The 20,644-nt window shown below is 64.3% G+C and carries 18 protein-coding genes; 5 read left to right on the forward strand and 13 right to left on the reverse strand.

Annotated elements, in window-relative coordinates:
• Positions 1–12: 12 nt before the first annotated feature.
• The 7 genes from ACO2Q9_RS15015 to ACO2Q9_RS15045 all read right to left on the reverse strand — a co-directional run bounded on the left by ACO2Q9_RS15015 (position 13) and on the right by ACO2Q9_RS15045 (position 7,840).
• Complete coding sequence (locus ACO2Q9_RS15015) at positions 13–1,131, reverse strand: T6SS immunity protein Tli4 family protein (protein ID WP_423312613.1); 1,119 nt, start codon at positions 1,129–1,131, stop codon at positions 13–15.
• Positions 1,132–1,178: 47 nt separating this feature from the next.
• Positions 1,179–2,216 carry a T6SS immunity protein Tli4 family protein gene (locus tag ACO2Q9_RS15020; protein WP_423312614.1) on the reverse strand — a complete coding sequence of 346 codons (1,038 nt, stop codon included), beginning with the start codon at positions 2,214–2,216 and terminating at the stop codon, positions 1,179–1,181.
• Between the two features lie 110 nt (positions 2,217–2,326).
• Positions 2,327–3,505, reverse strand: a complete 1,179-nt coding sequence (locus ACO2Q9_RS15025) for a T6SS immunity protein Tli4 family protein (RefSeq protein ID WP_423312615.1) — start codon at positions 3,503–3,505, stop codon at positions 2,327–2,329.
• A gap of 19 nt (positions 3,506–3,524) precedes the next feature.
• Complete coding sequence (locus ACO2Q9_RS15030) at positions 3,525–5,228, reverse strand: esterase/lipase family protein (protein WP_423312616.1); 1,704 nt, start codon at positions 5,226–5,228, stop codon at positions 3,525–3,527.
• A gap of 228 nt (positions 5,229–5,456) precedes the next feature.
• Entirely contained in the window at positions 5,457–6,896 is a 1,440-nt protein-coding gene (locus tag ACO2Q9_RS15035; RefSeq protein ID WP_423312617.1) for a DHA2 family efflux MFS transporter permease subunit, read from the reverse strand.
• Between the two features lie 27 nt (positions 6,897–6,923).
• Positions 6,924–7,409, reverse strand: coding sequence for a DUF1579 domain-containing protein (locus ACO2Q9_RS15040; RefSeq protein WP_423312618.1), 486 nt, complete (start codon positions 7,407–7,409; stop codon positions 6,924–6,926).
• Complete coding sequence (locus tag ACO2Q9_RS15045) at positions 7,406–7,840, reverse strand: VOC family protein (protein WP_423312619.1); 435 nt, start codon at positions 7,838–7,840, stop codon at positions 7,406–7,408. The genes ACO2Q9_RS15040 and ACO2Q9_RS15045 overlap by 4 nt, the downstream gene beginning before the upstream one ends.
• A 77-nt stretch (positions 7,841–7,917) precedes the next feature.
• Here ACO2Q9_RS15045 and ACO2Q9_RS15050 point away from each other — a divergent pair, with 77 nt between their 5' ends.
• On the forward strand, positions 7,918–8,610 hold the full coding sequence (locus tag ACO2Q9_RS15050; protein ID WP_423312620.1) for a TetR/AcrR family transcriptional regulator: 693 nt from the start codon (positions 7,918–7,920) through the stop codon (positions 8,608–8,610).
• 34 nt (positions 8,611–8,644) lie between these two features.
• Entirely contained in the window at positions 8,645–9,253 is a 609-nt protein-coding gene (locus ACO2Q9_RS15055) for a FecR domain-containing protein (protein ID WP_423312621.1), read from the forward strand.
• A 3-nt stretch (positions 9,254–9,256) separates the two neighbouring features.
• Here the strand turns inward: ACO2Q9_RS15055 and ACO2Q9_RS15060 are convergent, their stop codons facing one another.
• Genes ACO2Q9_RS15060 through ACO2Q9_RS15085 form a run of 6 tightly spaced genes read right to left on the reverse strand, consistent with a single transcriptional unit; the run spans position 9,257 to position 16,596 of the window.
• Positions 9,257–11,701 (reverse strand): GcvT family protein, encoded by a 2,445-nt coding sequence (locus ACO2Q9_RS15060; RefSeq protein ID WP_423312622.1) that lies wholly within the window; start codon positions 11,699–11,701, stop codon positions 9,257–9,259.
• 9 nt (positions 11,702–11,710) lie between these two features.
• On the reverse strand, positions 11,711–12,568 hold the full coding sequence (locus ACO2Q9_RS15065) for an EamA family transporter (RefSeq protein ID WP_423312623.1): 858 nt from the start codon (positions 12,566–12,568) through the stop codon (positions 11,711–11,713).
• Complete coding sequence (locus ACO2Q9_RS15070; RefSeq protein WP_423312624.1) at positions 12,565–13,113, reverse strand: phosphonate degradation HD-domain oxygenase; 549 nt, start codon at positions 13,111–13,113, stop codon at positions 12,565–12,567. The genes ACO2Q9_RS15065 and ACO2Q9_RS15070 overlap by 4 nt, the downstream gene beginning before the upstream one ends.
• Before the next feature lie 4 nt (positions 13,114–13,117).
• Positions 13,118–14,569, reverse strand: a complete 1,452-nt coding sequence (gene phnY / locus ACO2Q9_RS15075; protein WP_423312625.1) for a phosphonoacetaldehyde dehydrogenase — start codon at positions 14,567–14,569, stop codon at positions 13,118–13,120.
• 34 nt (positions 14,570–14,603) lie between these two features.
• Positions 14,604–15,827 carry a phosphonoacetate hydrolase gene (gene phnA / locus ACO2Q9_RS15080; RefSeq protein ID WP_423312626.1) on the reverse strand — a complete coding sequence of 408 codons (1,224 nt, stop codon included), beginning with the start codon at positions 15,825–15,827 and terminating at the stop codon, positions 14,604–14,606.
• Position 15,828: 1 nt separating this feature from the next.
• On the reverse strand, positions 15,829–16,596 hold the full coding sequence (locus ACO2Q9_RS15085; protein ID WP_423312627.1) for a phosphonate utilization associated transcriptional regulator: 768 nt from the start codon (positions 16,594–16,596) through the stop codon (positions 15,829–15,831).
• 215 nt (positions 16,597–16,811) lie between these two features.
• Here ACO2Q9_RS15085 and ACO2Q9_RS15090 point away from each other — a divergent pair, with 215 nt between their 5' ends.
• Genes ACO2Q9_RS15090 through ACO2Q9_RS15100 form a run of 3 tightly spaced genes read left to right on the forward strand, consistent with a single transcriptional unit; the run spans position 16,812 to position 20,639 of the window.
• Positions 16,812–17,849, forward strand: a complete 1,038-nt coding sequence (locus tag ACO2Q9_RS15090) for a putative 2-aminoethylphosphonate ABC transporter substrate-binding protein (RefSeq protein WP_423312628.1) — start codon at positions 16,812–16,814, stop codon at positions 17,847–17,849.
• A 7-nt stretch (positions 17,850–17,856) separates the two neighbouring features.
• Positions 17,857–18,921, forward strand: a complete 1,065-nt coding sequence (locus tag ACO2Q9_RS15095) for a putative 2-aminoethylphosphonate ABC transporter ATP-binding protein (RefSeq protein ID WP_423312629.1) — start codon at positions 17,857–17,859, stop codon at positions 18,919–18,921.
• Entirely contained in the window at positions 18,921–20,639 is a 1,719-nt protein-coding gene (locus tag ACO2Q9_RS15100; RefSeq protein WP_423312630.1) for a putative 2-aminoethylphosphonate ABC transporter permease subunit, read from the forward strand. The genes ACO2Q9_RS15095 and ACO2Q9_RS15100 overlap by 1 nt, the downstream gene beginning before the upstream one ends.
• Positions 20,640–20,644 lie beyond the last annotated feature (5 nt).

The raw sequence follows: 20,644 nt of genomic DNA on the forward strand, positions 1-20,644 counted from the left end.
TGGGGTTGAAACTCAGCGACGACCCCCATTGCCCGGTGACAGCCTCAGAGTTCCCGTCCACTGGTTCCACGCCCGTTGCAGATCGTCCTGGCGGTACGGTATCGGTCCCCCTCTGCGCCCGGACGAGCCCGTTTCCAGCCCGACGAAGATCGCAGGTCGCTCGAAGGAAAGCTTTGCCTCGTCTTGCGGGCGCAAGTTCTGCAAATGGAATTTGAAGTCCGATCCGCGACTGCGGACCCAGTAAGCCTGCACGGCCGCTTCCTGAAAGTCGCCACCTTCAAGTGTCCGGGTCTTGCGAAAGAGCTGCCTGACGATGACTTCCAGGGGATCATCCAGTTCCTTCAGGGTCAGATCCCATCGATCGAACAGCTTCATGCTCTCGTAGCCGTACTTGCCGTCCATGGATACGGTGAGACGCAGCGAAAAAGACTCACCGGTGTTCTTGCCAAACGTGAACGTCGCCTTCTCCTCGTCATAGCCGATGGCTGGCTGGGGGAAGAGCACGTTGCCGATGCAGAAGCCGGGGCCGGCACGATCCGCTTCCGCAACATGCTCGAGCGCGCGGCCCATCTTCTTGAGGTGCGCCTCAGCGGGCTCGGGATCGGTGAATTTGTAGTAGTCAGAGCTGGTGTTCGAGCGCCCGCCGGGCAACTTGTCGTAGTTCACATACGAGTTGGCCTGAAGAACAAGATATCGCCCTTTCACGAAGACGTGCAACTCGCTCTGGATGCCGGAACTTCGATAGTTCCTGTCTTCAAGATATCGCAAGAGCAATGCATCGCCATTCTCGGTTGCGACGATCTCCTGCTTCAGAAGCATGGAGATCTTCATGTCGTCATTTGTGGCATCACGCAACTCATTCCTGCGCTGGGTGACCAATACCGAGAAGCGGTCGTGATCGATCAACTCCCGCTCCGGCATCTGTACCTCCACAGATTCGAAGTCCGCATCGAGTCCAAAATAGAACGTCGAATAGGCCAGCCTGGGCGAGCCCATGTCCTCCGGAAGATCGATCAGGTAGCGGCCCACGCAGTGCGTGCGCATGTGGGTGGAGAAGGTGTCCATTTGCTTGGGGGTGTATTCGGGAATGTGGTGGAAGCGCCAGTACCAGGCTCCTGCGACGATCAACATCGAAGCCAGTACCGCAACACCCCAAGCAAATGCCCGCCCTCGGTTCATCAACGAGCACCCCCATTGCCCGGCGACAGTCTCAGGCTACCCACCCACTGGTTCCACGCCCGTTGCAGATCGTCCTGGCGGTACGGCACCGATTCAGTCCCTTTCTCAGGCGAATCCGTCTCCAGTTGCACGGAAATCGCCGGCCTCTCGAAGGCAAGCTTCGCCTCCTCTTCGGGCCTCAGGTTCTGAAGATGAAACTTGAAGTCCGCCTTGCGACTGCGGCTCCAGTAAGCCTGCAAAGCAGCTTCCTGAAAGACACCGCCTTCAAGTGTTCTTTCCCTGCGATAGAGCTGCCTGACCATCGGGTCCTCAAAGTTGCTCATCTCCCGCAACCCCCGGTCCCATAGCTCAAAAAGACTCGTTCTCTCGTACCCATACTTGCCACCCATTGACACATCAAGGTTCAGCGATACGGACTCTCCCCACTTCTTTCTGAACGTGAACGTCGCCTTCTCCTCGTCATAGCCGATGGCTGGCTGGGGGAAGAGCACGTTGCCGATGCAGAAGCCGGGGCCTGCGGTGCCGGGGTTCTCAGTTCCGGTCAGATGCTGAGCAAAGTGCTTCAACCGGTTCTCGGAAGGCACCGGATCAATCGCCTTGTAATGATCGCCTTGGATACGGAACGGATTTCCCGGAACGAACGAACTCGCTCGAAGAACCAGATAAACGCCTCTCACATAGACATGCAACTCCGAGTCGATATCTGAAATGTTGAAGTTTCGATTCTCAAGGTACCTCAGCAACAGTCCTTCTCCATTGGGAGTCGGGACTATTTCCTCCGCCAGAAGTAACGGGATTTTCATTTCCTCGTTCTTGTTGTCCCTGAGCTCATTCCTTCGTTGCGTGACCAATACCGAGAAGCGGTCGTGATCGATCAGCTCCCGCTCAGGCATCTGTACCTCGACCTTCTTGAAATCCGCATCGAGTCCAAAATAGAACGTCGAATAGGCCAGCCTGGGCGAACCCATGTCCTCCGAAAGATCGATCAGGTAGCGGCCCACGCAGTGCGTGCGCATGTGGGTGGAGAAGGTGTCCATGTGCTTGGGGGTGTATTCGGGGATGTGGTGGAAGCGCCAGTACCAGCAGCCAGTTGCGCCAAGCGCAAGCAGCAGTACTGCAGCCCATCCGTAGATACGTCCCCGCCTGCTCACCGGCGCGCTCCCCCATTGCCCGGTGACAGTCTCAGGCTACCCACCCACTGGTTCCACGCCCGTTGCAGATCGTCCTGGCGGTACGGTGATGGACTATGCCGAGCGCCAAAGGAACCCGCTTCCATCTCCAGAAGAATGGCAGGCCGCTCGAAGGACAGCATCGACTCGTCTTCAGGCCGGGTGTTCTGCAACTGGAAATTGAACTGGCTTTCCCGGTCCCTGCGCCAATAGCCTTGGGCAGCACCCTCCTGAAAACTCACTCCGTCGCGCGTGATGCGGCGCCTGAACACTTCGCGGAACTGGAAATCATCCGCGTCATCTGCGTCAGGCAGACTGGCGGCGGTGTCCATGCGCTCGAAGAGAGGACGCTTCGGATAGCCGTACTTTCCTTTCATGGATACGGTAAGACGCAGCGAAGCGGACTCTCCCACATTCTTGCCAAACGTGAACGTCGCCTTCTCCTCGTCATAGCCGATGGCTGGCTGGGGGAAGAGCACGTTGCCGATGCAGAAGCCGGGGCCGGCACGATCCGCTTCCGCAACATGCTCGAGCGCGCGGCCCATCTTCTTGAGGTGCGCCTCAGCGGGCTCGGGATCGGTGAATTTGTAGTAGTCAGAGCTGGTGTTCGAGCGCCCGCCGGGCAACTTGTCGTAGTTCACATACGAGTTGGCCTGAAGAACAAGATATCGCCCTTTCACGAAGACGTGCAACTCGCTCTGGATGCCGGAACTTCGATAGTTCCTGTCTTCAAGATATCGCAAGAGCAATGCATCGCCATTCTCGGTTGCGACGATCTCCTGCTTCAGAAGCATGGAGATCTTCATGTCGTCATTTGTGGCATCACGCAACTCATTCCTTCGCTGGGTGACCAATACCGAGAAGCGGTCGTGATCGATCAACTCCCGCTCCGGCATCTGCACCTCCACAGATTCGAAGTCCGCATCGAGTCCAAAATAGAACGTCGAATAGGCCAGCCTGGGCGAGCCCATGTCCTCCGGAAGATCGATCAGGTAGCGGCCCACGCAGTGCGTGCGCATGTGGGTGGAGAAGGTGTCCATTTGCTTGGGGGTGTATTCGGGAATGTGGTGGAAGCGCCAGTACCAGCCCCCCAACGCCACGTTGGCGAGGAAGAGGGCCAGCGCCAGCAGCTTGGTGCGACGGGAGATCGGCTTCATCGGCTGGGTCGACCGTCGGTCAGGCGCTGCGCGTGTGGCCGGATGCAGGTTTGCCGGCAGGCAGCCGGGTCTGTGCGGCAATCCTGGCGATGGCATAGGCCGTGATCTGCTGCACCTGGGCGTTCTGGTACGCAGACTCGTGCTCGATGTTGCGCACAGCAAAGAGCTGCTTCACATGGGGCAGCGGTGCGCGTCCGCTGGACTCGGGGACGGTGCCATCCCCGGTGTCGGCGGCAGTCATCAATCGGAGTTCATAGAACGACTGCGTCTCGACAGGGCGCATTCCGACCTGGCGGCTCAAGCGCGGTCCGGGCAGATGTTCGGGGTTGGTTCCATCCAGGACGACGTCACTGCGATGGCGGTTGAGGACGGCCGAAGCATCCGGGGGTGGCTGCGTGACGCCCACTTCTTTCGTGACACCCAGACCCAAGCGCCAGCACACCTTCTCAAAGCTGGGCAGTGCGGTGCCGTAGAACCCATATGTCGTAGCGTGATATGCGTCCTTGATCTTCAAATGGAAATCTCTGGCCTTCGTTCTGGCCGACTCATAGTCGATCCATTTGATCGGCACCCCATCCTTGGGCGCGAGCCACTCTTCCTTGATCAGCCCCCACCAGCGGTTGCGCTCCGCGTAGATCGTGTCGTACGGGTTGTCCGTCTCGGGCAGCCCCGGCATCAGCTGTCCGTCCGAGTCCCGGATCTCGAACCAGCCCCTTCGGTACTGCTGCGTGGGCAGCAACTGCAGCGCCCCCGGCGCCTGCGCGAACACCGCCGTCACCTCCCGCCCTGTCGCACCGATCGTCTTGGCCGCGCCCCAGCCGATGAGGTTCGACGGGGTCTCATCCATCATCCCCACCTTGCAGCGCCGGTAGGCCACTGCCGCGCCGATGGCCGGCATCACCCCGTGCACCACGCCCGCGATCTTGCCCGCCATGCCCGCCAGCGCCGCACACCGCCGGGCCACCAGACCGCCCATGCTGTGCGTGAGCAATATCACCTGCTCGCAGCGGCCCCACTTGCTCTGGCAGCCGCCGATGATCTCCCCGATCCGTGCGGCCAGCCGCTTGGCCGCCTCTTCATTGCTGTCCAGCCAGTTGTAGCCGCAGGCATACACCGGGTAGCTCCAGCGCACCGCTGCCGCCTCTTCCTGCTCGGTGATGGGCTCAAAGGGCTTCTGCGCGTCCCAGCTTGTGCCCCTGATCTGCCTGAGCAGTTGCTTCAGGCGGTTGTGCGTCGGGTCGTCCACCCCTTCGGACTGCTGGCTGTTGAAGTTCTGCTCCAGCCAGATCAGCAGCGCCTGGTAACTGGCCGCCGCCACCTCGCCCCAACCTCGCATGCGGAACTCCTTCTCGTTCCTCAGCAGCCCCACCGGGTCCGAGGGCACGTCTCCTCCGGGGTCGACTTCGGTGCGGGCGGGGTGCAGGATGCTCTGGCGCTCGCCCGCCTCTTTAAGGGCCTGCCCCTTGGCCAGACCTCCTTTGCTGTCGAGCCGCCACGCCTGATTGCCAGCGCCCTTCTCTCCAGCCTTGATGCGCAGGTTGCTGCCCATGATGCCGGGCACGAACACGATCGGCAGGCAGTTCACCTCCCTCAGGACCAGCGCCACACAGTCGGTACGGCTCGCATGTGTGAGCGTCGGAACGAACGCCGCGCTTCCGTCCACATCGAGGTTGGCGTACAGACGCCTTTCGTAGGGGAAAGGCGCCTCTTCAAGTTCTGTCATCTCCGGCTCCCTGGCGAACAAAAGCCGCAAGGCTGCCAGAGACGTTCATCGTCGTCACTTCGTCGGACGCAGAGAAGATGGCAATCAGACTCCCGGAAACAGTGTGTGTTACGACATGTGCTAAAGACAACCGAGATTCCGCGCAGGTTTCACCGTGCTTCAAGCATAGAAGTAAGAGTTGGAAACGCGCACCCGGTATGTCGTCGACTCGCGACAAATCCTCCCACCCTATGCGTGCAACGTTGTTTCATGGCCAGCTTTCATCGGCTTCGGCCGCAGCCACACCCCGCCGATGACCGCCGCCGCACCTGCTGCTATCGCACCGATCAGGAATGCCAGCTGATAGCCACCGTTGAGCGCAACAGGCGTCGCCGCCCCGGCTGCCGTGAGCACGGCCGTGCGCGCATCGGCCACGGCCACGAGGATCGCGAGGCCGAGAGCGCCGCCCATCATGAACGCGGTGTTCACCACGCCCGACGCCAGCCCCGATTCGCTCGGCTCCACATCGCCCATCGCCACCAGCAGCACCGGGTTGAGCGCCATGCCGACACCCAGGCCGAGCAGCAGCATGCCGGGCTGCACATCCATCCAGAACGTGCCGTCGACCGGCGCACGTGCGAACAACGCAAGACCCGCAGCCACGAGTGCGAGACCGAGTGACAGAGGCACGCGGATGCCCCAGCGCATCACCATCTTCGCGGACAGGCCGAGCGAGAACGCGGCCATGACCAGGTTGGATGGCAGGAACGCGAGGCCGACGAGCATGGCGTCGTATCCCAGCACCAGTTGCAGGTAGAGCGCGGACATGAAGAACCACGCGAACATCGACGCGGCCCACAGCACGCCGACGATGTTGGCGAGCGTGAGGTTGCGCAGCTTGAAGAGGCCGAGCGGCACGAGCGGTGCCGCCACACGCGATTCGATGACGATGAAAGCGACAAGCAGCACGACAGCGCCGCCGAGCAATCCGACCGATTGAAGCGATGTCCATCCCGCCTCGTTGCCGCCGACGATGGCGTACACGGCCATCATGAGCGAGAGCGTGATGGTGAGCGCACCGGCAACGTCGAGCTTCTGGTTGCTGCCCTGCAACCTGTCCTGCGGCAGCATGCGCACGCAGGCCGCGTAGATGGCCACGCCCAGCGGCAGGTTGACGAGGAAGATCCAGTGCCAGCTGAGCGCGCTGGTGAGCACGCCGCCCAGCAACACGCCCACGCTGCCGCCGCCTGCGCACACGAATCCGTAGAAGCCCATGGCCTTGGCACGTTCGCCGGCTTCAGTGAAGAGGTTCATGATGAGCGACAGCGCCACGGCTGACACCACCGCACCACCCAGGCCCTGCACGGCACGCGCGGTGATCAGCAGCCCCTGCGAATTCGCGAAGCCGCACGCGGCCGATGCCAGCGTGAAGAACGCGAGCCCACCGAGGAACAGGCGCTTCTGCCCGTACAGGTCGCCCAGCCGCCCGCCCAGCAGCAGGAAGCCGCCATAGGTGAGCATGTAGGCATTGATCACCCACACGAGCGAGGTTTCGCTGAAACCGAGGTCGCTGCGGATGGAGGGAAGCGCCACGTTCACGATGGTCGTGTCCAGCACGATCATCAGTTCGCCCAGGCACAGGAGGACGAGGGCCGTCCAGCGTTTGTTGTGTTCGATGTCGCGTGTCATGTGCCTCGTTGTCTCCCTCATGGGCGTTCACTTCCTGCGTTTGTAGACCATCTTCATGAACTGCTTCCAGCTGCCGTCTTCCTGCCTGACGGAAGACGTGAGCCAACGCTCGTCGTCGTTCACGAAGGTGATGGTGTCGCAGTACCGCACTGTCTTGCCGTCAGCTGCGAAGCTCGGGCCCTCGGTCATGAGCGGCAGTGCGTCGCCGCAGCCGTTGATCTGGCCTTCGTAGACGAACTGGTGCGTCATCATGGACCCGACCCAGTTGCCGACATACGCGCCCTTGTCCGCAGAGTAGCCGATGGTCATGACCATGTACCCAGTACCGCCGTCGTCGGGCATGGTGGTTTGCCCCTCGCAGATGACCCACACGTCGCCGAGCGCGCGGACGGTCTCGGTGCCGCGGCTTTTCACCGCGGGCTGGCCGTCGCCCATGTCGGCTTCACCTTCGAATGTCCACTCGCCGATGAGACGGCGCAACCACTGGTGGTGGGATGTGGCTTCGGCCTTCATTGCGGGCCTCCGTATTCCGGGCTGGGCACGATGACCATCCACGACACGCCGAACTTGTCGAACACGCAGCCAAATGACGGCGAGAAGAAGGTCTTGCCCAGCGGCATCTGCACCTGGCCGCCGTCGGCGAGCGCGTTGAAGAACTTCTTCGACTCTGCCTCGTCCTTGCAGCCGATCGAGAGCGTCACCCCCTTGAACTCCATCTGGCTGTTCATCATGCCGTCGGAGGCCATGACTTCGCTGTCGCCGATCATGAAGGACGAGTGGGCGATCTTGTCTTCCGCCCCGGCGGGAAAGGTGCCGGGCGGCGGCTGGTCGGGCATGTCCTTCATGCGCATGAGCATGGTCACGCGCGCGCCGATGGCCTTCTTGTAGAACTCGAGCGCCTCCTCACAACGCCCCTCGAACGAGAGGTAGGGCTGAACGATCATACGGGTCTCCTTTCATTTGTGTACACCGTCCACAAACCATATCAGACATAATGGACAGTGTCCACATCCGATTTGTAATGCCTCGCAAACCTGCTGACAGAACTGCTGCCGTCAAACCCGTGTCACGGCCGCGCAGCCCGAAACCGCGCAGCACCTACCGCCACGGTGACCTGCGGCGTGCATTGCTGGACGCCGGCGTGGCGCTCGCGCGCGGCGGCGGCCCCGAAGCCGTGGTGCTGCGAGAGGCCACGCGTCGCGCGGGTGTGGTGCCCAACGCGGCGTACCGGCATTTCGCCAATCGCGAGGCCCTGCTGCAGGCCGTGCGTGCCGAGGCGCTTTCTGCCGTTGCGCGTGCGATGGAGGCCGAACTCGCGGCGGTCCCGCCGAAGCTCAAGGCCGCTGACCGCGCGCGAGCGCGCGTGTCTGCCGTCGGCACGGGGTACCTGAAATTTGCGCTCACGGAACCGGGCCTGTTCCGCACCGCCTTCTCCAAATCGGAAGACCTCGCCGACGAAGCCCGGCAACCCGACCTCGCGCGGGCGGGCGACTCGGGCCTCAACCCGCTCGAACTGCTGTGCGCCGCGCTCGACGACATGGTCGCGGCCGGCGCGATGCCCGCAGCGCGCCGGCCGGGCGCCGAGTTCGTGGCCTGGTCTGCGGTGCACGGGCTGGCCATGCTGGTGATTGACGGCCCCCTCGGCCCGGTGGTCGGCCCGCAGATCGACAAGGTCGGCCAGCGACTGCTCGACATGGTGGACAAGGGGCTTTGACGGAAGATTGACGATGGCGCGGCATACTGCATCCATGGTCCGCCGCGCGTGCCCTTCCCGCCTGCTCGCAATGCTCGGTCTGGCGTGTGCCGTTGCAGCTGCACACGCACAGAATCCGGAGACGTCTGCGTCTTCATCTCCGGCTGCTTCGGTGCTCTTCGCCTCTGGCGACGCACGCGTCCACCGCGCCACCGGTGCTGCGCCGCTCACGCGCGGTGCGCCGATCGGCTGGGGCGACGCCATCGTCACCGGCGCCGACGGCAAACTGCAGATGCGCCTGTCGGAAGGCGCGATGCTCTCGCTTCAGCCGGGTTCGCAGTTCGAACTGACCTCCGCACGCGCGGCGCGGCAGCCGCTGCGCCTCCTGTTCGGCGCGGGCACGCTGCGATGGACAGGCAAGGCCCTGCCGCCCGATGTGCCGGGCATCGAGTTGCACACCCAGCGCGCAGTCATCGAGGTCCGCGGTGCGACGTTCAGTGCAGCCTACAACGCCGATGGCAGCGTGAACATCGCCACGGAGCGCGATCCGCTGCAGATCTGCACGCGCGCGGGCTGCATCACGCTCACCGACGACGGCGCGGTCCGCGTGCGGTCCGACGATGTGGTGCCGACGCAGACCAATGCGCGCGCGACCTTCCGCTGACGATCAGACCGGCCAGCGGTCGAACAGCTTCACGCCGACGGGCTCGCCCCACAGGTCGATGTGCGCCAAGGTGCCGGCGTGCGCCACGGCAGCCGTTGCAGCGCGCACGTAACCCAGCGCCACGCACGCATTCGCCAGCGGACTCCAGCCGACGGAGGTGATCTCGCCGACCGTGTGCCCGTCCATCATGATGGACTCGCCGCCCCATGCGTACACGTCGGGCGAGTCGAACACCAGCGTCACGAGCTTCTTGCGCAGCGGCGCATCCTTTTTCTGCAGCAAGGCATCGCGGCCGTTGAACGGAGCGGGTTTGTCCAGCTTCACCGCGAACGAGAGGCCCGCTTCCCACGGCGTTTCGTCCGGCCCGATCTCGGCGCCCCAGGCACGGCGGCCCTGTTCGATGCGCAATGCATCGAGCGCGTAGTAGCCGGCGTCCTTCATGCCCAGGTCCTGGCCGGCTTCGTGCAAAGCAAGATACACGTGCCGCGCCATCTCCACCGGCACATAGAGCTCGAAGCCCGGTCCGCCGACATAGCTCATGCGCGCGGCGCGCACGCGGGCAAAGCCGAGGTCGATCATGCGGGTCCACGAGAACTTCAGCGCCTGCGGCGACAGGTCGTCGGGGCTCACGCGCGCCAGAAGCTCGCGCGCCCTCGGACCCATCACCGAGATGACGCTGTACAGCGCCGTGACATCGGTGAGCACCGCGTGCTCATGCGCCTCGATGTGCCGGCCTATCCAGTCCATGTCGCGTACCGTCTGCGCCGAGCCGGTCACGATGAGGAAGCGCTCGCCGTTGCGGTCGGGCGCTTCGCGGATGACGGTGAGGTCACTCTCGAAGCCGCCGCGCTCGTTGAGCATCGGCGTGTAGACCATCTTGCCGACGGGCACATCCATCTCGTTCGCGCACAGGCGCTGAAGTACCGCGAGTGCATCGCGGCCCTGCAACAGCAGTTTGGAAAACGAGGTCTGGTCGTAGACGGCAACGGTTTCGCGCGTGGCCTTCTGCTCGGCCTGCACGAACGGCAGCCAGCCGGGCATGCCGAGCGTGTACGGCGGCGCCGGGTCAATGCCCTTGACCGGGTCAGTGCCCTTGAAATAGTTCGCCCGTTCCCAGCCGTTCCTGCTGCCGAACTCCGCGCCCTTCGCGGCGAGCAGGTCGTACAGCGGCGAAGTGCGCAGCGGACGCGCGGTGACGAGTTCCTGGCGCGGCCAGCGCATCGCATAGTGCAGACCCAGCGTTTCGCCCGTGCGTTCCGACAACGCGCGCCGGTTGCCGGTGAACGCGCCGAAGCGGCGGATGTCCACGTCCCACAGGTCAGCGCTCGGCTCGCCGCCGACGATCCATTCGGCCATCAGGCGGCCTGCGCCACCGCTGTTGGCAATGCCCGCCGAATTGAAGCCCGCGCAGACGAAATAGTTGCGCAGTTCCGGCGCTTCGCCCAGGATGAAGTTGCCGTCCGGCGTGAAACTCTCCGGGCCGTTGAGCAGCATCTTGACCTCGGCCGTCTCCAGGCACGGCGTGCGATGCATCGCGTTCGTCATGAGGATCTCGAACTGATCCCAGTCCTCGCCGAGCAGCTGGAACTGGAAGTCGCGTGGAACCGGGTCGACCTTCCACGGCTTGGCCTGCGGTTCGAAGCCGCCCATCACCAGGCCGCCGACTTCTTCCTTGTAGTAGATGTAGCCGTCGGGGTCGCGCATCACCGGCAGCATCGGGTGCACGCCGTCGATCCTGCCGGTGACGATGTAGAAATGTTCCGCCGAGAACAGCGGCACGTTCACCCCCGCCAGCGCGCCGAACTGACGCGCCCACTGGCCTGCGCAGTTCACGATGACTTCACAGCGCACGTCGCCCTGCGATGTCTTCACGCCGACGGCGCGTGGGCCGTCTGGCCCCCTCTCCGTGATGACCCCCGTGACCTCGATGTCCTCGACGATCTTCACGCCGCGGTTGCGTGCACCCTTGGCCAGCGACATGCACAGGTCTGCCGGATTGGCCTTGCCGTCACCCGGCAGCCAGATCGCGCCCTGCAGGTCGTCGGTGCGCATCACCGGATACTTTTCGCCTGCTTCATCGGGCGTGATGAGATGGCACTCGACACCGAAGCTGCGCGCCAGCGCCACCTGCTTCTTCAGCACCTTCATGCGCTCGGGTGTGCGCGCCACGTTGACGCTGCCGCACTGCTTCCAGCCAGTGGCAAGACCGGTCTCTGCTTCGAGCGTCGCGTACAGCTCGATGCCGTACTTGCTCATCTGCGTCATGTTGCGGTTGGGCCGCATCTGCCCGACCAGGCCCGCGGCGTGCCAGGTGGTGCCGCTCGTGAGCTTGCCTTGTTCCAGCAGCAGCACGTCGGTGCGCCCGAGCTTCGCGAGGTGATAGGCCACCGAACAGCCGGCAATGCCGCCGCCCACGATGACGATCTGCGCTTGGGAGGGAATGGGCATGGCGGGTTCCTAGCCGAGCCGCAGCGCCATCACGCCCGCGACGATGGCGGCGGTACCCATGGCACGCCGCACGGTGAATGCTTCCTTGAGGAAGAAAGTGCCCAGCAGTGCCGCGAACAGCACCGAGGTCTCGCGCAGCGCAGCCACCAGCGCGACCGGTGCACGCGTCATGGCCCACAGCGCGATGCCGTACGAGCCGAACGAAGCCAGCGCACCACCCAGCGCCACCGGCCAGCGTGCGCGTGCATAGGGCCACACGACCGCACCGCTGCGCCGGGCCAGCACGATCAGCGCGAACGGCCAGCCGTCCAGCACGAACAGCGCGACGATGTATTGCCCGACCGTGCCGCCTGCGGCCACGCTGGCGCGCGCACCCAGCGCGTCGACGATGGTGTAGACCGCGATGATCACCGCGTTGATGAGCGCGAAGCCCACGGCACGCCGCGAATCGAGGGCATGGCGCGACAGGCCCAGTGACAACACGCCGCAGCAGATGCCCGCCACACCCGCCCAGGCGAACGGCGAGAGATGTTCGCCCAGCGTGAAAGCGGCCGACAGCGCCACCAGCAACGGCGCGGTGCCGCGCATGAGAGGATAGGTCAGCCCCAGGTCGCCGTGCTTGTAGGCCTTGGTGAGCGCGATGTAGTAGCCGATGTGGACCGTCGCCGAAGCGGCGATGTACGGCCACGCAGCCGCTGGCGGCCAACCCGTGAACACGATGATGGGAATGGCGACGAGCGAGCCCAGCAGGTGGATCAGCGCCGTGTCCATCGCCTTGTCGGTGCTGGACTTCACCAGCGCGTTCCAGCTCGCATGCAGCAGCGCGCCGAACAGCACGGCGCCCACGATCGGCCAGGTCAGGCTCATGCGGCCATGCAGCGCCGCGCGCGGTCGATGTAGTACGAAAGCGGCGGCGTCGGAAGACCTTCGACCTTGGCCAGGTCGTCCCAGATGCGAAGGCGCACCGCGGCTTCGGCCCCGGGCTGTGCGATGAAGGCACCGGCTTCGTCGCTGCTGTAGATGCCGCCCTGCAATGCGAGCGACCGCTTCGAATCGGCGGACAGGCTCTCGTAGTAGCCGGGCCGCGATGCGCACAGGTAGCGCTTGGCGTCCACATGCAACTTGATGGGCGAGAGCACGGCGTCGTCGAACAGGCCGCGCAGGAAGGGCAGCGCACGGTACTGGTGGACGTCGTCGATGCCGCGCATGGTGGGCGACTCGCCGAAGTCGTGCAGCAGGTGGCCCAGGTCGTGCAGCAGCGCGGCGGTCACCAGCGCGTCGTCCGCGCCTTCGGCTTCAGCCAGCGCGGCGCTCTGCAACGCGTGCTCCAGCTGCGTCACCGGCTCGCCGCTGTACTGCTCGCCGCCGCGTTCGGCGAAGAGGCGTTCGATGTCGTCGAGCGTGAGTGCCATGTGATCAGACCCAGGGAAGGGAGTAGGTCTTGAGATTGGTGAAGCTCTTGATCGCTTCCTGCACGCCTTCCTTGTAGCCCAGGCCCGAGTCCTTGATGCCGCCGAAGGGCGTGAGTTCCAGGCGATAGCCCGGCACTTCTCGCACGTTGACCGTGCCCACGTGCAGCTCGTTGATGAAGCGCGTGATGTAGTCGAGGCGATTCGTGCACACCGAGCTCGACAGGCCATAGGCCGTGCCGTTGGAGATGCGGATGGCGTCGTCGATATCCCTGAAGCGGATGATCGGCGACACCGGTCCGAAAGTCTCTTCCAGTGCCACGGCCATGGTGGGCTGCACGTTGTCGAGCACGGTAGGGGCATAAAGCGCGCCGTCGCGCTGGTTGCCCACGAGCAGGCGCGCGCCTTGCGACACCGCTTCGTTCACGCGCGACTCGAACAGCGTCGCCGCCTGTGCGTCGATCACGGTGCCCATGTCGTTGGCCTTGTCCATCGGGTCGCCGTGCTTCCAGGCGCGCGTCTTCTCGACCACCATCTCGGTGAAGCGCGAAGCCACGCTCTCGTGCACCAGCATGCGCTTGATGGCCGTGCAGCGCTGGCCAGAATTCTTGTAGCTGCCCTGCACCGCGAGCGACGAGGCTTCGTCGAGGTCCGCGTCTTCCATCACGATGATCGGGTCGTTGCCGCCGAGCTCCAGCACCATGCGGCGGTAGCCTGCCTTCGACGCGATGTACTTGCCGATGGACACACCGCCGGTGAACGTGACCAGGTCCACGTGCGGGTTGGTGATCAGCTCGTCGGCAATTTCGCGCGGGTCGCCGGTGATGACGCTCAGCATCTCCGGCGGCAACCCCGCTTCATACAGGATGCACGTGAACAGGATGGCCGAGAACGGCACCTTCTCCGAGGGCTTGAGCACCATGCGGTTGTTGGTCGCGATGCTGGGCACGACCTTGTGCGCCACCTGATTCATGGGGTGGTTGAACGGCGTGATGGCGGTGATGACACCGAGCAGCGGCGAGCGCTGCGTGTACACGCGCCGCTTCTTGCCATGAGGCGTCAGGTCGCAGCTGAAAATCTGTCCGTCGTCCTTCAGCACCTCGTTGGCGCCGAACAGCAGCACGTCGCTCACGCGGCCGGCTTCGTAGATCGCGTCCTTGATCGAAAGACCCGCTTCGGCGGTGATGAGGTTCGCCACCTCGTCCAGCCGGTCACGGATGATCGCGGCTGCCTTGTTCAGGATGGCCGCGCGTTCGAATCGCGTGAGCTTCGGCTGGTACGCATGGGCGATGGTATAGGCTTCGCGCACTTCTTCCAGCGTGGCCTTGGGCACCTGGCCGATCGGCCGGCCGGTGAACGGGTTCTCGACGCTGATGGCGCGCTCGCGACCTGCGCCGACCACGCGGCCGGCGATGCGCATCGCGTCGAGCTGATGGTCGCGGATGTACTGTTCGATCATGGGGAAGCCTGTCTCGACTTTTGCGGTACCGGGTTCACTGCGCATAGTTCAGCGCCAGGTCGAATGCATCGAAATTGCGGAAGCGCCGGTTCAGGTCCAGCCCCGGCAGCTTGCGGTTGACGATCAGCGGCACGCGCTGCTCGCTGATGCCGCCGTGCGAACGCAGCGGCGCATCCAGGCCCGAGAGGTCGTGCCTGGACGCCGAGGTACCGACGACGGTGAATCGCTCGGACACGGCCACGATGTCGCCGATGCGATCGGTCGGCAACTCGAAGCGTTCGGCAGCCTGCTCACGGGTGAGCACGGTCTCCATGCCCTTCTGTGCGGCCAGGCGCGCGCGCGTGGCTTCCACGTCCGTGCCTTCGGGCAGGTAGACCGTGGCGAACGAACCGAGCGCGCCGTGGTGCACCACGTAAGGGTCGGTGATGGGCAGGATCACGCGTGCCTTGCCCGTTCCGATGGCCTGGTCGAACCAGTCCTGCAGGTAGATCACGTCGGGCTGGCCGTCCATGGCCACCTTGGCGTTCATGCCATGGTCGGCGGTGAGCGCGATCACGCAGCCCATCGCGTCGAGTTGCGCGAGGTAGCCGTCCATCATGGTGTAGAAGCTGTTGGCGCCGTCCGTGCCCGGTGCGTGCTTGTGCTGCACGTAGTCGGTGGTGGAGAGGTACATCACGTCGGGGCGGTGCTTCTCCATCAGCTTCACGCCGGCGGCGAAGACGAATTCCGACAGGTCTGCGCTGTAGACACTCGGCACGGGCAGGCCGACGAGGCCCAGCACGTCGTCGATGCCGTTCTCTTCCATCGTCACCTGGTCCGACTTTTCCGACGAGAAGCAGATGCCCTTCATCTTGTGGCCGAGCAGGCGGCGCAGCTTGTCCTTGGCGGTGACCACGGCGACCGACTTGCCCGAGTCGGCCAATGCGGCCAGCAGTGTGGGCGCGCGCAGCCACTTCGGGTCGTTCATCATCACCTCGGTGCCCGAGGCGGTGTCGTAGAGGTAGTTGCCGCAGATGCCGTGCACCGAGGGCGGCGCGCCGGTCACGATGGACAGGTTGTTGGGATTGGTGAAGCTCGGCACCACGCACTCGGCGACGAGGGCGCTGCCTTCGGCCAGCGTCTTCTTCAGCCAGGGCATGTGGCCGGTCGCCACGGCCTGCGCGAGGTAGTCGGGTTCGCAACCGTCCACGCACACCACGACAGTGGGTGCCTGCGGCTGCCGATAGGTGCGGTCGTTGACCGAGAGTTTGTCTGTCATGTCAGGGGTTGCCACGTTTGGCCTTTCCGGTTGGGGCCTTGGCGGCCGACAGGCGTTTTCTGGGCGCAAGGCCATCGCCCGGCGCGCCCGACTGGCGGCGCACGTCGTTCTCGATCGTGCGCTCCTTGCTCTCCATCACGTGCTCGTACATCGCACGGCCGGCCGCGTTGGCATCGCCGGAGGCGATGGCCTTGAGGATTTGCCGGTGTTCGTTGGCCGAAATGGGCATGAGCCAGCCGTCGGCCAGATTGAGCCGGCGGAAAAGAGAGATTTCCTTGATCAGCTTGCGGTAGATCGCGTTGAGCTTGCGGTTGCCTGCCATCTCCACCAGCCGGTCGTGGAACTTCAGGTTGATCAGGTGATAGCCATGCGCGTCCTCGGTCTTCACGGCCTTTTCCATGGCGTCCACCATGCCGCGCAGCTCCTTGATCTGCGCGGGCGTGATGTTCCTGGCGAGCTGACGGCCGACGAGCTCGTCCATGGCGGCGCGCAGGTCGAAGATCTCGATGGCTTCGTCGATGGGGATGTCGCGTACGAACACACCGCGGTTCTTCTCGGTGCGCACGAGCCCGGCTTCCTCGAGCATGCGGAAGGCCTCGCGCACGGGACCGCGCGAAACGCCCATCTTCTCGGCGAGCGTGGCTTCGATCAGCTTGCTCCCGGGTTCGTATTCACCAGCCAGGATGGCGCGTTCGATTTCCTGTTGCACCACTGTGGTGAGTGAACTGCTCTGCAACAGGGCGATGGTCGGATTGGGCACTGCACTCATGGCCCCGATTGGAGCACATCCGTCAAAATTGTCAACAATCTACGAAAAACAATTGACAACATACAGTGAGCAGACGTTAAATCCAGTCAAGCGGCCGGGGTGGCTTGCTTCTTGCAAAGCGTTGGCGTCAGACCGCGCGACCCAAGGGCAAAGCCGTCACCGCGACGTCACCGATGGTTCGCAAACTGCAATTTCCCCCTGATGAAGGAGCCCTCATGCGTTTGTCCTCTCTCTTGAAATCCGTGGCCGCACTCGTGCTCGCCGCGTCCGCCGGCGCCGCACTCGCGCAGAAAACCCAGCTGCTCGTCTACACCGCGCTGGAGACCGACCAGCTCAAGGCCTACCAGGAAGCCTTCAACAAGGTCGAGCCCAACATCGAGATCAAGTGGGTCCGCGACTCGACCGGTGTCGTCATCGCCAAGCTGCTCGCCGAGAAGGCCAATCCGCAGGCCGACGTGATCTGGGGCGTTGCCGCTTCGGGCCTCGCACTGTTCGCCCAGCAAGGCATGCTCGAACCGTATGCACCGCTGAATCTTGATGCGATCATGAGTCAGTACCGTGACAAGAAGAACCCGCCCGCCTGGTGGGGCATGGACGTGTACGGTGCCACCGTCTGCTTCAACACCGTCGAGGCCAAGAAGCGCAACATCCCCCTGCCCACCACCTGGAAGGACCTGCTCAAGCCCGAGTTCAAGGGCCAGGTCGTGATGCCCAACCCGGCGTCGTCGGGCACCGGCTACTTCGACGTGGTGGCGTGGCTCACCCTCTGGGGTGACGACAACGGCAAGGGCGGCGGCTGGAAGTACATGGACGCACTGCACGAGAACATCGCGCAGTACACGCACTCCGGCTCCAAGCCCTGCAACATGGCTGCTGCCGGTGAATTCGTCGCGGGCATCTCCTTCGAATACCGCGCGCACAGCAACAAGGCCAAGGGCGCACCGATCGAACTCGTGTTCCCCAAGGAAGGCCTGGGCTGGGACCTGGAAGCATTCGCCATCCACAAGGGCACCAAGAAGCTCGAAGCCGCCAAGAAGCTGGCCGACTGGGCTTCCAGCAAGGACGCGATGATCCTGTACGGCAAGAACTTCGCCATCACCGCGCAGCCGGGCGTGGCGCCGAAGCTGGCCAACATCCCGGCCGATTACGAGTCGCGTCTGGTGAAGATGGACTTCGAGAAGTCCGCTTCCAGCCGCGAGCGTGTCCTCGCCGAGTGGACCAAGCGCTACAACGCCAAATCCGAGAAGCGCTGATCCTCCGGTGAGCCAGGACAACTACCTCGACCTGCGCCGTGTCCGCAAGGAATTCGGCGCGTTCACCGCGCTGAAGGACATCAACCTCGGCATCCGCAAGGGCGAGTTCGTCTGCTTCCTCGGCCCTTCGGGCTGTGGCAAGACGACGCTGTTGCGGATCATCGCCGGGCTGGAGATGCACACCAGCGGCGAGGTGTGGCAGAACGGGCGCGACATCTCGGTGTTGCCGCCCGCCCAGCGCGACTATGGCATCGTGTTCCAGAGCTACGCGCTGTTTCCCAACCTGAGCGTGGCGGACAACGTGGCCTACGGCCTCGTGAACCGCAAGACACCGCGGGCCGAGATCGGCAAGCGCGTGAGCGAACTCGTGAAGCTGGTCGGCCTGCCGGGCAGCGAACCGAAATACCCGAGCCAGTTGTCAGGCGGGCAGCAGCAGCGCATCGCGCTGGCGCGCGCGCTCGCCACGTCGCCGGGCCTGCTGTTGCTGGACGAACCGCTGTCGGCGCTCGATGCGCTGGAGCGCGTTCGCCTGCGCGGGGAAATCCGCGCGTTGCAGCAGACGCTGGGCGTGACGACCATCATGGTCACGCACGACCAGGAGGAAGCGCTCGCCGTGGCCGACCGCATCGTGGTGATGAACCATGGCGTCATCGAACAGGTCGGCACACCGCAGGAGGTGTACCGTGAACCGGCCTCGCCGTTCGTGGCCGACTTCGTGGGCAAGGCCAACGTGCTGCCGGGGCGGCTGACGGCCGGCATGCTCGAGGCCGGTGGTCTGCGCATTCCACATGCGGCGGGCGAAAGCCCGACAGATCGTGAGGTGCGCATCTACCTGCGGCCCGAGGACGTGCTCGCGCGCCCGATTGCCGAAGGGGACGCCCACGTGTTCGATTCGCGCATCGAGAAGATCGAGTTCCTCGGTTCCTACTGCCACGTGCATGTGACCTCGGATGTGCTGCCCGCGCAGCCGCTGGTCGTGTACCTCTCGCTCAACTTCCTGGCCGAGCAGTCCCTCGAAGTGGGCTCCAGCCTGCGCCTGCGCCTGCTGCAGGAACGCGTGCGGGTGTTCTGATGGCTGCCACCGTCCTGAATCAGCCCGGCGCGGAACTGCGCCAGCGCGCGCACTGGACCGACCGCATCGCGCATGCGGGCATCGCGATCATTGCGCTGCTGCTGGTCGCGTTCCTCGCGATGCCGCTCTTTGCCATCCTGAGCCAGGCGGTCGAGGGCAAGCAGGGCGAGTTCGTCGGCCTCACCAACTTCATCGAGTATGCGCAGTCGCCGGTGCTGCTGCAGAGCCTGTGGAACAGCCTGTGGGTGTCGGCGCTGGTCACGGCCATCGCCGTGCCGCTGGCTTTCGGCTTCGCTTACGCGCTCACGCGCTCGTGCATGCCGGCCAAGGGCGTGTTCCGCGCGATCACCCTCATCCCGCTGCTGTCGCCCTCGCTGCTCTCGGCCATCTCGCTGATCTACTGGTTCGGCAACCAGGGCGTGGCCAAGGGCTTCCTGCAGACCCTCGGGTTCGACGAGATCTACGGCGCGCCGGGCATCGTGCTGGCCGAGTGCCTGGCGGTGTTCCCGCATGCGCTCATGATCCTCGTGACCGCACTCACACTTTCGGACGCGCGCCTGTACGAAGCGGCCGATGCCATGGGCACGTCGGCCGCGCGCAAGTTCTTCACCATCACGCTGCCGGGCGCGAAGTACGGGCTCATCTCGGCGGCGCTCGTCACCTTCACACTGGTCATCACCGACTTCGGCATCCCGAAGGTCATCGGCGGCAGTTTCAACATGCTTGCCACCGACGTGTTCAAGCTCGTCATCGGCCAGCAGGACTTCGCCAAGGGCTCGGTGGTCGCTATCCTGCTGCTGCTGCCGGCGGTGGTGACTTTCGGGGCCGACTTCATCGTGCAGCGCAAGCAGACGGCCATGCTCACCGCGCGCGCCGTGCCTTACAACCCGAGCCCGTCACGCGGCTTCGACCTCGCCATGACCGGTTATTGCAGTGTCATCGCCGCATTCATGCTCGCGATGCTGGGCATGGCGGTGTTCGCGTCCTTCGTGACCTTCTGGCCCTACAACCTCACGCCGAGCTTGCGCCACTACATCTATGGCCTGGTGGACAACGAGGTGGGTGTGGGCTTCATCAACAGCATCAAGATGGCGGCAGGCGCGGCGGTTTTCGGCACCTTGATCGTCTTCACCGGCGCCTACCTGCTGGAGAAGACCCGCGGCATGGGCGGCCTGCGCGGCCTGGTGCGGCTGATGGTCATGCTGCCGATGGCGGTGCCCGGTCTCGTGCTGGGCCTGGGCTACATCTTCTTCTTCAACGCACCGGACAACCCGCTCAACGGGCTGTACCACACGCTCACCATCATGACGATCTGCACCATCGTCCACTTCTACACGACGAGCCATCTCACCGCAGTGACGGCGCTCAAGAGCCTGGACGGCGAATTCGAAGCCGTGAGCGCCTCGCTCAAGGTGCCGTTCTTCAAGACGTTCTGGCGTGTCACGCTGCCCATCTGCACACCGGCGCTGGTGGACATCGCGCGCTACTTCTTCATCAACGCCATGACCACCATCTCGGCGGTGGTGTTCCTCTACTCGCCCGAGACACGTCTGGCGTCGCTGGCCATCCTCAACATGGACGAGGCCGGCGAGCTCAGCCCCGCCGCAGCCATGGCCGTGCTGGTGACGGCAGTGTCGGGCGTGGCCACCGTGCTCTTCATGCTGCTGGGTCGCTGGGTCGACCGCCGCACGCAGGCCTGGCGGCACGCATCACGATAAAAGAG

It is taken from the genome of Variovorax sp. VNK109 (genome assembly GCF_049445855.1).
Classification (GTDB): Bacteria; Pseudomonadota; Gammaproteobacteria; order Burkholderiales; family Burkholderiaceae_C; genus JAGOCV01.

Excerpts from the sequence above, each read along its gene's own strand:
- ACO2Q9_RS15050 (WP_423312620.1), top strand. The coding sequence starts at position 7,918 with ATGCCTCGCAAACCTGCTGACAGAACTGCTGCCGTCAAACCCGTGTCA.
- phnY (WP_423312625.1), bottom strand. The coding sequence starts at position 14,569 with ATGATCGAACAGTACATCCGCGACCATCAGCTCGACGCGATGCGCATC.
- phnA (WP_423312626.1), bottom strand. The coding sequence starts at position 15,827 with ATGACAGACAAACTCTCGGTCAACGACCGCACCTATCGGCAGCCGCAG.
- ACO2Q9_RS15015 (WP_423312613.1), bottom strand. The coding sequence starts at position 1,131 with ATGTTGATCGTCGCAGGAGCCTGGTACTGGCGCTTCCACCACATTCCC.
- ACO2Q9_RS15070 (WP_423312624.1), bottom strand. The coding sequence starts at position 13,113 with ATGGCACTCACGCTCGACGACATCGAACGCCTCTTCGCCGAACGCGGC.
- ACO2Q9_RS15035 (WP_423312617.1), bottom strand. The coding sequence starts at position 6,896 with ATGACACGCGACATCGAACACAACAAACGCTGGACGGCCCTCGTCCTC.
- ACO2Q9_RS15100 (WP_423312630.1), top strand. The coding sequence starts at position 18,921 with ATGGCTGCCACCGTCCTGAATCAGCCCGGCGCGGAACTGCGCCAGCGC.
- ACO2Q9_RS15030 (WP_423312616.1), bottom strand. The coding sequence starts at position 5,228 with ATGACAGAACTTGAAGAGGCGCCTTTCCCCTACGAAAGGCGTCTGTAC.
- ACO2Q9_RS15020 (WP_423312614.1), bottom strand. The coding sequence starts at position 2,216 with ATGGACACCTTCTCCACCCACATGCGCACGCACTGCGTGGGCCGCTAC.
- ACO2Q9_RS15040 (WP_423312618.1), bottom strand. The coding sequence starts at position 7,409 with ATGAAGGCCGAAGCCACATCCCACCACCAGTGGTTGCGCCGTCTCATC.
- ACO2Q9_RS15060 (WP_423312622.1), bottom strand. The coding sequence starts at position 11,701 with ATGCCCATTCCCTCCCAAGCGCAGATCGTCATCGTGGGCGGCGGCATT.
- ACO2Q9_RS15065 (WP_423312623.1), bottom strand. The coding sequence starts at position 12,568 with ATGAGCCTGACCTGGCCGATCGTGGGCGCCGTGCTGTTCGGCGCGCTG.
- ACO2Q9_RS15025 (WP_423312615.1), bottom strand. The coding sequence starts at position 3,505 with ATGAAGCCGATCTCCCGTCGCACCAAGCTGCTGGCGCTGGCCCTCTTC.
- ACO2Q9_RS15055 (WP_423312621.1), top strand. The coding sequence starts at position 8,645 with ATGGTCCGCCGCGCGTGCCCTTCCCGCCTGCTCGCAATGCTCGGTCTG.
- ACO2Q9_RS15085 (WP_423312627.1), bottom strand. The coding sequence starts at position 16,596 with ATGAGTGCAGTGCCCAATCCGACCATCGCCCTGTTGCAGAGCAGTTCA.
- ACO2Q9_RS15090 (WP_423312628.1), top strand. The coding sequence starts at position 16,812 with ATGCGTTTGTCCTCTCTCTTGAAATCCGTGGCCGCACTCGTGCTCGCC.
- ACO2Q9_RS15045 (WP_423312619.1), bottom strand. The coding sequence starts at position 7,840 with ATGATCGTTCAGCCCTACCTCTCGTTCGAGGGGCGTTGTGAGGAGGCG.